Consider the following 11,302-nt stretch of genomic DNA (forward strand, 5'->3'; position numbering starts at 1 on the left):
GTGCCATCACAAAGCACCCACACAAGCCTTATTCAAACGCAGTACAAAACCACGCAAGTGGGTCAGTGCAGCCATTTGAGGGTCAAGCCCACGGAGAGTAGTTTTTCGCTGGCTGCCATCGGGAAGATAAACGACCAAGTCATCTCCGTGAACAATGTAGTGGCTGGTATACGTCGTACCTTCGTGCTCAAAACTAATTTCTTCTTCCACATCCAACTCCCGAATTAAAGACCGCTCAAACGTGCGGTCAATAGTTGCCTGTCTGCATCATCATCCAGCACATGCATTCTGCGGTGGCAGTTGGGGCAAAGCGCAGCAGTGTTCTCCACGGTATCGGCCCCGCCTTTTACAAGCCACACAATGTGGTGCGTCTCCAGAAAAGGGGTTCCATCCTTCTTGTTGAACGGTGCAGCTTCTTGGCACAAGTCACAGCGCCCCTTGGATCTGCGCTTGGCATGCTCCGCTACCCAGGCCGAACGCTGATGCTGGGTAACTTTGGCACTGCGCTTTCCAACACTGGCCCGCCCCTGGCGCCGAGCGAGGGCCTCTACCTCAGCATCACTCAATTTACGCGCTTGCTTCTCCTTCACCTGGTTTAGCTGTTGCAGCGTGGAATCTGGTATGGCCGGCAGAGCACCTGACTTGAGGCGTAGCGGGAATACCCACACAAAGCGCTCCTGCCCCTCAACGTCAGGCTGCCTCTCCTGATACGGCTCATCAGCCAGCATCACCTCACCAATGTAGGTATAGGTTTTAGCAGTGAATACTTCGAACAGATGCACGGATACCCCGTTGGCACGAGACTCGTTCAGCGTTCTGTTTTGATTAAATGCGAGCGACTGATCACCCTGCTGACCCATACCGGTGTAGTGCAGCACATCATTAACCCAGCGATCGTCATAAATGGATGCCACATGGTTCGAAACGATGACGAGGGTGTTAGTGCGATTTGAGCGGCGCATCCCACCTTGCGGACTGCATTGAAACAACTGCGTCAGATCGTCGTTATTGAGATTAGAGCCTGGGACTGGAGGAACAAAATTAACCATATGTTCGGATGATCTCTTCAGCAATTGGAACATCAGCAGGAGCAAGGTCGTATTGCAGTAACTCGTGAGGTCGCACCCACTCGATCAGGTCATGTACCTGCAGGACGAATTGGATGGATTGCAAAACGACGCTGACGGCGATCAGTTCGATCGTGCCGCCGGGATAGGTGTAAATCGAAGAAGTGAGAATCTCGCCGGCGACGGACTCAACACCCAACTCTTCACGTAGTTCACGGGTGATGCAGTCCTGCGGTGTTTCGCCATGCTCAAGCTTACCGCCCGGAAACTCCCACATGCCCGCCAACTTCTGGCCTGGAGCTCTGCGCGTGATAAGAATTTTCCCGTCGCGATGTACGACCGCGGCAGCTACTGGTGCTGTCATAGCGCGATTCCTTATCGCCAAGTCAGAAAGATCCGAAGGAACGAAGGGAAAACATCTTAGCCGAGAACCATCACCAGCCCGCACTCCGGGAAGGAAAATTCTCTTCAGTGCGACGCCAAAAACAGGCGACTTGCGGAAGCGATCCAAAAAATTGCGGAAGTGATTGCCCAAATCCCAGGCAATAAAAAACCCCGTAGACGTTAATCTACGGGGTTTTCAAGGGTGGAGGCCGAGGTCGGAATCGAACCGGCGTAGGCGGATTTGCAATCCGCTGCATAACCATTTTGCTACTCGGCCCCAAATGCCCAATGCCTGAAACACAACACTGGACACGTACAAACTGGAACGGCTAACGAGATCAACTTCATCTCGTAACTCTTTGATTTCTAAAGAGTTTTTCCGTTTCCTCGCTGAGGAATGGTCGCAATTATGGACGTGTTTTCCATTCCTGGCAACTCCTATTCGAGATTTTTTCTGCCGGGCTGTTTCTACAGGTTTCCGGGCTGAGCCAATCCGTCGGGCGAACAGCCTGGTGTTCGCCAACGAGGCGGGATGATTGCACAAACCCATCCAGATAGCTGCCCCCTTCTGTGTTTGCCCACCTACCCGATCGGGTTATGGCGTGGGCCGGGGCGCTCGCGGACAGTTACGCCAACGGCTCGACCCGGGCTCCTTCCATCACGTTCAAGGCGGAATTGAAGTATGCGTACAGCTTTCCCTGCGATGTTTGGCGTGGTTCTGGCACTGACGGCGGCTTGGGCCCAGGCCGGTGAGCCTGGAGACAAGACCCTGCGTTTGTACAACTGGTCGGACTATATCGGCGAGAACACCCTCGCCGGGTTCGAGAAGGCCACCGGGATCAAGGTGATCTACGACACCTTCGATTCCTATGAAACCGTCCAGGGCAAGCTGCTGCCGGGGCGCTCCGGCTACGACCTGGTGGTGCTCAACGCGGCCCTGGTACCGCCCTTGATCAAGGCGCGGGTGTTCCAGCCGCTGAACAAGGCCTTGCTGCCCAGTTGGCAGAATCTCGACCCGCAGGTGCTCAAGAGCCTGGAAAGCTACGACCCGGGTGTGCAGTACTCGGCGCCCTATACCTGGGGCAGCAATGGCGTGACCTATAACGTCGACAAGGTCCGTGAGCGCATGCCGGACGCGCCCATCGGTTCTCTGGCCATGCTCTTCGATCCCAAGGTGGTGTCGCGCTTCGCCGATTGCGGGGTGACGCTGCAGGATTCGCCCACCGACATTCTGCCGCTGGTGCTGGCTTACCTGGGGCGCAATCCCAACAGCGCCGCCCCCGAGGATTTGAAAGCGGCGCAGGATGCCTTGATGGCGGTGCGCCCCTATATCCGCAAGTTCGACTCCACCAGTTACCTCAATGGCCTGGCCAATGGCGACCTGTGCGTCAGCGCCACCTGGTCCGGCGACTACGCCACGGCCCAGGCCAGGGCCAACGAGGCCGGGGCACCGGTCAAGCTCGACTATTTCATTCCCAGGGAAGGCTCGTTGATCTGGTTCGACGATTTCTATATCCCCGCCGACGCGCCGAACGTGGCCAGCGCCCATGCCTTTATCCAGTACCTGCTGCAACCTAAAGTCATGGCCGAAGTCAGCGACTACATCCGCTACGCCAACGCCAACCTCAAGTCCACACCACTGTTGAGCGCCGAGGTGCGGGACAACCCGGCGATCTACCCCGATGCCCAGACCCGCGAGCGGCTGTTCACCCAGAAGATCCAGACGCCCGCCAGCACCCGGCTGATCACCCGTACCTGGAACATGGTGAAGATCGGCAAGTGAGCCCCCCCCCGAACCCACAGACTTTCCACCCCATATTGCTACCCGAGGTGAAGCCCATGGCTATCCAACCCGACGCCTTCTTCCAGCAGTTCGACGATTCGAAACTGGTGGCCGCCGACAAGGCACACTACATGCACGGCTTCCATATGTTCGACGAACACCGCGAGCAGGGGTCGTTGAATATCGCTGCCGGCGACGGCGCCTACATCTATGACACCGCCGGCACCCGCTACCTGGATGCCGTAGGCGGCATGTGGTGCACCAACATCGGCCTGGGCCGCGAGGAAATGGCCGAAGCCATCGCCGACCAGGTGCGGCAACTGGCCTACTCCAACCCGTTCTGCGACATGGCCAATGTCAGCGCCATCGAGCTTTGCCAAAAGCTGGCAAGCCTGGCCCCAGGGGACCTGAACCACGTGTTCCTGACCACCGGCGGCTCCACCGCGGTGGACACCGCCTACCGCCTGGTGCAGTTCTATCAGAACAGTCGCGGCAAGCATGAGAAGAAGCACGTGATCTCGCGGCACAACGCGTACCACGGCTCCACCTTCCTGACCATGTCCATCGGTAACAAGGCCGCTGACCGAGCGCCTGAATTCGACTTCATGAGCGACCTGTTTCACCACATCTCCTGCCCCAACTACTACCGGGCGCCGGCCGGCATGAGCGAAGCGGACTTCCTCGAGTTCCTGGTAGCGGAATTCGAAGACAAGATCCTCACCCTGGGCCCGGACAAGGTGGCGGCGTTCTTCGCCGAACCCATCATGGGCTCCGGTGGGGTAATCATTCCTCCCGAGGGTTATCACCGGCGCATGTGGGAAATCTGCCAGCGCTACGACCTGCTGTATGTCGCCGACGAAGTGGTGACCTCCTTCGGCCGCCTGGGTGCTTTCTTCGCCTCCGAGGAAGTGTTCGGCATGCAGCCGGACATCATCACCACTGCCAAGGGCCTGACCTCGGGCTACCTGCCCCTGGGCGCGTGCATTTTCTCCGAGCGCATCTGGCAGGTCATCGGCGAGCCGGGCAAGGGTCGCTGCTTCACCCACGGTTTCACCTACAGCGGGCACCCGGTGAGTTGCGTCGCGGCGTTGAAGAACATCGAGATCATCGAGCGGGAAAACCTGCTGGCCCATGTCGAAGAGGTCGGCGTCTATATGGAGCAGCGCCTGCAGACCCTGGCCGAACTGCCCCTGGTGGGCAGCGTGCGCTGCAAGCGGCTGATGGCCTGCGTCGAATTCGTCGCCGACAAACGCACCAAGGCGCTGCTGCCCGACGGGCTGAACATCGCCGAGCGCATCCATCTGCGGGCCCAGGCCAAAGGCTTGTTGGTGCGCCCCATCGGCCATCTCAATGTGATGTCGCCCCCCTTGATCATCACTCGCCAGCAGATCGACGAAATAGTCGCCACCTTGCGCGACTGCATCCTCGAAGCTGCCGCCGAACTGCGCCAGAACGGCCAGTACCTGGGCCAATGACCCCTAGCCGCTGGCAGCGCGAATATCGGCCCGGGGTCTTACCGGGCCTGCGCCCGACCGTTAGACTGCCGGGCATGAGCGCACCAGCAAACACTTCTACCGCCCCCCTCAGCCTCCCTGCCCTGCAGGCCTGGCACGCCTGCCTGGCCCAGGCCTTCGGCAGCGTGGACGATGGCACCTTCCTGCAGCACCTGGCGACGGCGCTGAACGCCCTGACGCCCATCGAATCGATGATGATCAGCCTGGAACGCAAGGGCCTGCCACCGCAATTGCTGCATGAACGAGGCATAGTCGGCGCCTACCGCGACGAAATCATCAACCGCTACTTTTCCCGCGGTTATCTGCTGGATCCGTTCTGCCTGGCGGTGGAAAACGGCCTGGCCGAAGGTTTCTATCACCTGTCGGAAATCGCCCCGGACGACTTCTTCAGCAGCGAGTACTACAAGACCTACTACCTCAAGACCGGGGGCGCGGAAGACAGTTACTACATCGTAGACCTCGATCCCCAGAGCAAGATTTCCCTGTGCATGTTCCAGGGCCTGAGCGGCGAGCGCTTCGCCAGCGAACCCCTGGCGCTGTTGCGGGCGGTGGAACCGCTGGTGCGCGAGCTGATCCGTCGTTTCGGCGGTAGCGGCCTGCAACCGCTGTTGCGCCTGGCCAGTCAGGACGCACTGCCCGCCCCGGCACCGGCCAACTTCAACCAGCAGATCGAAGCGGCGTTCATGAGCTTTGGCCAGCCACTGCTGACGGTTCGCGAGCGCGAAATTGCCCACCTGATCCTGCGGGGGCACTCGGTAAAATCCACGGCCAAGGTGCTGGAGATTTCCCCGGAAACCGTGCGCATGCACCGCAAGAACCTCTACACCAAGCTGACCATCAACTCCCAGGCCGAGCTGTTCGCGCTATTCATCGACTGGCTGACCCAGCCCCCACCGACCAGCCAAAGCCCCCTGTAGGAGCGAGCGTGCTCGCGATGCACTCAAAAACGCCGCGGCCACTGAGTGAACGCGGCGTTTTCGTTGACGATCTTCGCGAGCAAGCTCGCTCCTACGGCCTTTCCATCAGCGGGCGGCCCAGGCGTTGAAACGCTGCTCCAGCTCCTCGCCATGATCGACCCAGAACCCCGCGTCCACTGCCCTGGCGCCCTTCAAATTGGCCTCGAAGGTCGGCAGTTGCCGCTGCACCGCCTCAGGTAGCAATGGCAGCGCCTGACGATGCACCGGCCCGTAGGGGATGTTTTCAGAGAACACTTTCTGCGCCTGGGGCTGGCTGGCGAACAGAATGAAGGCTTCGGCCAGGGCCTTGTTCGGCGAGCCCTTGACCACCGCCCAGTACTCCGGGTCGTACAGGCTCTGGGGCCAGAGGATACTCAGCTGCATGCCCTCCTTCTGGGCCATGGCAATGCGCCCGTTGTAGGCTGCGCTCATCACCACGTCACCGGCCACCAGCCACTGCGGCGGCTGAGCCCCGGCTTCCCACCACTGGATGTAGGGCTTGATCTGGTCGAGCTTGGCAAAAGCCCGGGTCACGCCCTCGGGGGTGTTGAGCACCTGATACAACTGGGCAGGCGCCACACCGTCGGCCAGCAAGGCAATTTCCAGGGTGTACTTGGCGCTCTTGCGCAAGCCGCGCTTGCCGGGGAAGTCCTTGAGGTTCCAGAAATCCGCCCAGGACTGCGGCGCCTTCGCCAGCTTCTGCGGGGCAAAGGCCATGACCATCGACCACACATAAGTGGCGACCCCGCATTCGGTCAACGTGCCGGGCACGTACTGCGCCGGGTCCCCGAAACGGGCCAGGTCCAAGGGTTCGAACAGGCCCTCGTCACAGCCACGCAGCAGCTCCGGGCTCTCCACTTCGACCACATCCCAGCTGGTCTTGCCGACATCGACCATGGCCTTGATCTTCGACAGCTCGCCATTGTATTCGCCGGCCACTACCCGGGCCGCCCCGCTCTGGTTGAATGGCTGGAAGTAGGCCTGCTCCTGAGCCTGTTTGGTGGCTCCGCCAAAGGAAATGACCGTGAGGTTCTGCGGCTGGGCGTAAGCCCCGGTGCACAGCAAGACCCACGACAACGCAACGCCGCAACGCAAGGTGTTGGACATGAAACCCATCCTCAAGAAAGCCGGCTCGCCCGCACGAACCCGCACAACAAGAGCCTGGAAGCGACCGTATGCAACGGGCGGTACAGCACCAGGCACTACGAGTCTTGGTCAGCGGCGCAAGGGCTCGCGCGGCGCAGGCCGCGTAGCCGGATCATCACCGTTGCGGGCTCTGCGGCCCTGATCGTTTGGTGTAGTGGCGACCCGTCCGGAGCAACCGGCCGTGGTCATGCGCGAATGGCAGTTCATCGCTTGCTCCCTGTTGTTTTTGTAGGAAGAACAAATCGATCGGCAGTGCACCGCAGGAGCGCCCGTGGCAGTCGGGCAGGCGGATGCAGGGGTTCATTGTTTCCATAACCCGGGGCGTTGCGAAACGAGGTTTTTGTGAGGCACAGGCAAGGGAAAAGCTGCCTAGAGGACAGCCGGGGTAAAAAAGCCGCAACCGGGCCGGCCGGCATAACGCAAAACACCCCGCAGGCATATCACGCCTGCGGGGGTACCTTGGTCGATCAGGGCTTCAGTCCAGCAGCACCAGCAATCCCGAGATTACCCCGATGCCCAGCACCGCCGAGAGCAGCATGCTGCTGGACACCTCGATTTCGTAGGTCTTGTAGCGCGAGGCCAGGATGAAGACGTTCACCGCCACCGGCAGCGCCCCCATGATCACTGCGATTTTGATCAGGAAGTCGCTGAGGTCGAACACATAACGGGCCGAAACGAACACCAGCACCGGCAGCAGCACCACCTTCAACAGCGCCAGGGCCAGGGAATCCCCCTGGATCAGGTTGTGGTTGCGGTGCACCGCGAAGGCCGCACCCAGGGCTACCAGGGCCAGCGGCCCGGTGGCGTTGGTCATCTGCGTGGCAAAGATCTGCAACGGGCCGGGCAACTGCCACTCCAGCAGGATGAACAAACCCGCAAGCGCCACCGCCAGGATCAGCGGGTTACTGACGATCGAGCGCAGGGTGGTGAGCAATACACGGGCCAGATCCGGCCGGGCCTGAACCTCCTGCTGGGCAGTGAGTTCCATGAGCAACGCCCCGCCTGCCAGGATCACCAGGTTGTCGGCCATGGTAATCATCAGGGTCGGCAGCGCCGCTGCGTCACCAAAGGCCATGACCATCAGCGGCAGGCCCATGTACCCCACCACCCCCGAGATCGAGGACAGCCCCCGCAGGCCCGCCACCCTGGCGTTGCCGCCCCAGATCAGCCGGCCACCGACGACGGCGATGAGGAAGGTCACCAGGCAGGCCAAGTAGTAGGCGCTCAGCAGGCTCCAGTCCAGCTCGCCGTGGTCTCGGGTGCCCAGGGTCTTGATGAAGATGAAGCACGGCAGGAACAGCCAGAACACCACCCCCACCAGGCCGTTCACCGTGTCCTTGGCGATCACCCCGATCCGCACTATCCAGTAGCCGGCGAAGATCATGGCAAACAGCGGTATCACCACCGTAAAGACCTTATCCATGGGCCGCACGCCTGCGGAAAATGCGCTGCTCGGCATACACCGCCAGCTGGCGAGGGGTGTAGGTGGACGCGCGATAGAAGTCCATTACCCCGCCCATCACCTGCCGGTACTGGGACTCGATATGGGGTATGGACGCCTGCATCTGGTTTTTCAGGCTGTCCACTATGGCCCACAGCTCCTGGTCGGCAATAGCCCCTACATCCAGCCCGGCCGAAGAATAGTTCTCCAGAGCCTGCCGTATAGTCTGCGGATGCAGGCCGACATAGTTGACGAAATAGCCCTTCTCATCATTGGTTTCGAGAAAGTCCGGAATATTCAGGACGCCGTAGTTGGAAAGCGTTTCAAATTTGCCACTCACCGCACGATAGACACTGGGTAATTGCAAAAACGCCTCTTCACACTGATGAGCGGCGCTGATCAGGCCCGGCAGATCAGGTTCCAGGGAGCCCAGTTTTATATTGTTGGCCTGGCACAACTTCACAACTTGTTCCAGTGGGGCAATACCGGAGCGATTGCCAAAGCCGGCCAATGACCCTTCAACCATCTGAAAGCCCGAATGAATGGCCTGCATGGTATTGGCCAGCGCCAGCCCGTTGTCATTGTGAGCATGCAGGCAGAACACCAGTTGAGGGAAATCCTTCACCAGCCTGGAACACAGCCATTGGGTCACGTGAGGCTGCAATGAGCCCACGGAATCGTTAATCCTGATGATCTCCACTCCCAGGCCGGCAGCCCAGTCAATCTGCCGGCAGATTTCCTGATAACTGCGGTTCGACACCCCATCACGGAAGTTGTTGAGCACACTGGCCTTGAACCTGACCGCGCCGATACTGCGAAAGGCCTCGATGGCCCGTTCGAACTCCCCGGTGCTCTGCCGATAGGTGATCATGCCGAAGCTGAACACGGTATCGGCGATCCACTGGCGATGGGCTTCCCGAGCCTTGAAATAGTCGAAAGCGGTTTCCCAGCAGTTGAGCAGAATAATGAAGGTGGCCCGGGTGTCGGCCGGCAGTTCACCGGCGTCCCGAGCCAAATGCAGACGGTCCCAGACCAGGGGTTCCTCAGGGCCGCAACCCACCACGAAATCCCTCAAGCCTGCCGCCACCATGGATTTGAGGATTGCGACCTTGGCCTCTACCGTGATCGGAAAGGCAGTACGTTCAATGCCTTCTCTAAGCGTTTCATCCACCAGATGCGGGACCGAGTAATCACAATAGCGAATTCCATTCTCAACCATCATTTTCATGCTCCTTGCTGATTGTTTTACTTGCCTGCTCATTGAGTTGAGACATCAAATTAAAACCCAACAACCAACACACGATATAGCAACAAACAAAAACTCGACCTAAGACAGTTCTTAAAAGACAAAACAAAAAATAATCACAAACAAACTACAAAAAACAATAAAGATCATTGACTGGATATTAACGAAAAAATAACTTCACAAATTAAACAAGCAACTAACTCAATGGCAGGCAACACATTGGAAAACTTCAGTATTCCACTCGCTGCCCGTCAACATCCGGCCACTGGCCTGCGAGCCCGCCCAAGAGCGCCTGCCGGTCAGCGCCAGGTGAGGCTAGAATCAGTTCCTTTCTCCCCCGCGACCCGACGAGATCCGTTCATGAGCTTCGATTTCGATACCCTGCACCCCCGTCATGGCACCGGCAGCACCAAATGGAGCCGCTACCCCGAGGATGTCCTGCCGATGTGGGTGGCGGACATGGATTTCGCCGTGGCCGATGGCATCCTCCAGGCCCTGCGCCAGCGTCTGGAGCACCCGCTGCTGGGCTATAGCGTGGCCCGGGACGAATTGCGCGAGGCGGTGGTCGCCGACCTGTGGGACAAATACGCCTGGCGCGTCAGGCCCGACGAGCTGATTTTCCTCCCCGGGGTCGAGCCCGGGTTCAACATGGCCCTGCACGCCTTCGTCCAGCCGCAGCAGAAGGTGGTGCTGCAAACCCCCAACTATCGCCCCCTGCGCCTGGCCCCGGGCAACTGGGGCCTGGACAAGGTCGAAGTGCCGTTCCAGCTCACCGTCGACGGCACCTACGACACCCCCATGGACGCCCTGCGCCAGGCCTTGCAAGGCGCCGGCGCGATGCTCCTGAGCAACCCGCACAACCCCCTGGGCAAGGTCTTCCCCCGGGACGAACTGCTGGCGGTGGCCACTGCCTGCCTGGACCAGGGCGCGTTGATCATTTCCGACGAGATCCATGCCGAGTTGTGCTTCGACGGCCGCCGGCACATCCCCACCGCCTCCCTGAGCCCGGAAATCGCCCGGCGTACCATCACCCTGATGTCGGCCAGCAAGGCCTACAACATCGCCGGGATGAAGACCTGCTTCGCCATCATCCAGGACCCTGCCACCCGCCTGGCCTTCAACAATGCCCGCGCCGGCATGGTGGACAGCGTCAGCCCCCTGGGCCTGGAAGCCACCCTGGCCGCCCTGACCCACGGCGGCCCCTGGCTCCAGGCCCTGCTGGGCTACCTGCAGGCCAACCGCGACTATCTGCTGCACGCCGTGCAGACCCGCTTGCCCGGCATCCGCATGCACGCGCCCCAGGGCACCTACCTGGCCTGGCTCGACTGCAGCGCCCTGGGCCTCGACGACCCCCACGCCTTCTTCCTCGAGCAAGCCAAGGTCGGCCTCAGCGCCGGCCTGGAATTCGGAGACGACTGCGGGCAGTTCGTGCGCCTGAATTTCGGCTGCCCGCGGGCCTTGCTGGAAGACGGCATCCAGCGCCTGCAGGACAGCCTGCAACGACGCTGATTCTGCAACCCCACTTCGTCCCCGACACCGCAGCCGCCAGATCCCCCCTGGCGCGGATCTGGCGGCTGCGGTGTCGGGGACGAAGTGGGGTTGCAGAATCAGCGTCGTTGCAGGCTGTCCTGCAGGCGCTGGATGCCGTCTTCCAGCAAGGCCCGCGGGCAGCCGAAATTCAGGCGCACGAACTGCCCGCAGTCGTCTCCGAATTCCAGGCCGGCGCTGAGGCCGACCTTGGCTTGCTCGAGGAAGAAGGCGTGGG

10 protein-coding genes, 1 tRNA gene and 1 pseudogene are annotated in these 11,302 nt (G+C 60.4%); 4 read left to right on the forward strand and 8 right to left on the reverse strand.

Going from position 1 to position 11,302, the window contains the following annotated elements; genetic code table 11:
* Positions 1-6: 6 nt before the first annotated feature.
* From A9971_RS00465 to A9971_RS00480, 4 genes are all read right to left on the reverse strand, one after another.
* Positions 7-210, reverse strand: coding sequence for a hypothetical protein (locus A9971_RS00465; RefSeq protein ID WP_183001723.1), 204 nt, complete (start codon positions 208-210; stop codon positions 7-9).
* 14 nt (positions 211-224) lie between these two features.
* Entirely contained in the window at positions 225-1,094 is an 870-nt protein-coding gene (locus tag A9971_RS00470) for an HNH endonuclease signature motif containing protein (protein ID WP_259652380.1), read from the reverse strand.
* On the reverse strand, positions 1,042-1,431 hold the full coding sequence (locus A9971_RS00475; protein ID WP_183001724.1) for a (deoxy)nucleoside triphosphate pyrophosphohydrolase: 390 nt from the start codon (positions 1,429-1,431) through the stop codon (positions 1,042-1,044). Before A9971_RS00475 ends, A9971_RS00470 begins: the two co-directional genes overlap by 53 nt.
* 223 nt (positions 1,432-1,654) lie before the next feature.
* Positions 1,655-1,728 (reverse strand) — tRNA-Cys (locus A9971_RS00480).
* A gap of 405 nt (positions 1,729-2,133) precedes the next feature.
* Here A9971_RS00480 and A9971_RS00485 point away from each other — a divergent pair.
* The 3 genes from A9971_RS00485 to A9971_RS00495 all read left to right on the forward strand — a co-directional run bounded on the left by A9971_RS00485 (position 2,134) and on the right by A9971_RS00495 (position 5,665).
* On the forward strand, positions 2,134-3,234 hold the full coding sequence (locus tag A9971_RS00485; RefSeq protein WP_011061746.1) for a polyamine ABC transporter substrate-binding protein: 1,101 nt from the start codon (positions 2,134-2,136) through the stop codon (positions 3,232-3,234).
* Positions 3,235-3,290: 56 nt separating this feature from the next.
* A complete protein-coding gene (locus A9971_RS00490; protein ID WP_011061747.1) occupies positions 3,291-4,709 on the forward strand; it encodes an aminotransferase in 1,419 nt (472 codons plus the stop codon).
* A 74-nt stretch (positions 4,710-4,783) separates the two neighbouring features.
* Positions 4,784-5,665 carry a helix-turn-helix transcriptional regulator gene (locus A9971_RS00495; protein ID WP_183001725.1) on the forward strand — a complete coding sequence of 294 codons (882 nt, stop codon included), beginning with the start codon at positions 4,784-4,786 and terminating at the stop codon, positions 5,663-5,665.
* Positions 5,666-5,770: 105 nt separating this feature from the next.
* Here A9971_RS00495 and A9971_RS00500 read toward each other — a convergent pair whose 3' ends face one another.
* The 3 genes from A9971_RS00500 to A9971_RS00510 all read right to left on the reverse strand — a co-directional run bounded on the left by A9971_RS00500 (position 5,771) and on the right by A9971_RS00510 (position 9,513).
* Positions 5,771-6,811: an ABC transporter substrate-binding protein gene (locus A9971_RS00500; protein ID WP_011061749.1), complete on the reverse strand. Its 1,041-nt coding sequence runs from the start codon at positions 6,809-6,811 to the stop codon at positions 5,771-5,773.
* Between the two features lie 514 nt (positions 6,812-7,325).
* Positions 7,326-8,273, reverse strand: a complete 948-nt coding sequence (locus tag A9971_RS00505) for an AEC family transporter (protein WP_183001962.1) — start codon at positions 8,271-8,273, stop codon at positions 7,326-7,328.
* Entirely contained in the window at positions 8,266-9,513 is a 1,248-nt protein-coding gene (locus tag A9971_RS00510; protein WP_174395201.1) for a pyruvate carboxyltransferase, read from the reverse strand. The genes A9971_RS00505 and A9971_RS00510 overlap by 8 nt, the downstream gene beginning before the upstream one ends.
* A gap of 384 nt (positions 9,514-9,897) precedes the next feature.
* On the opposite strand from A9971_RS00510, the gene A9971_RS00515 reads away from it, so the two are divergent.
* Entirely contained in the window at positions 9,898-11,046 is a 1,149-nt protein-coding gene (locus A9971_RS00515; RefSeq protein ID WP_011061750.1) for a MalY/PatB family protein, read from the forward strand.
* A gap of 98 nt (positions 11,047-11,144) precedes the next feature.
* Here A9971_RS00515 and A9971_RS32815 read toward each other — a convergent pair.
* Positions 11,145-11,302: pseudogene (locus tag A9971_RS32815) on the reverse strand (aminotransferase); the annotation flags it as partial.

Origin of the sequence: Pseudomonas sp. UME65, from assembly GCF_014170225.1 — a bacterium.
Taxonomy (GTDB): Bacteria; Pseudomonadota; Gammaproteobacteria; order Pseudomonadales; family Pseudomonadaceae; genus Aquipseudomonas; species Aquipseudomonas protegens.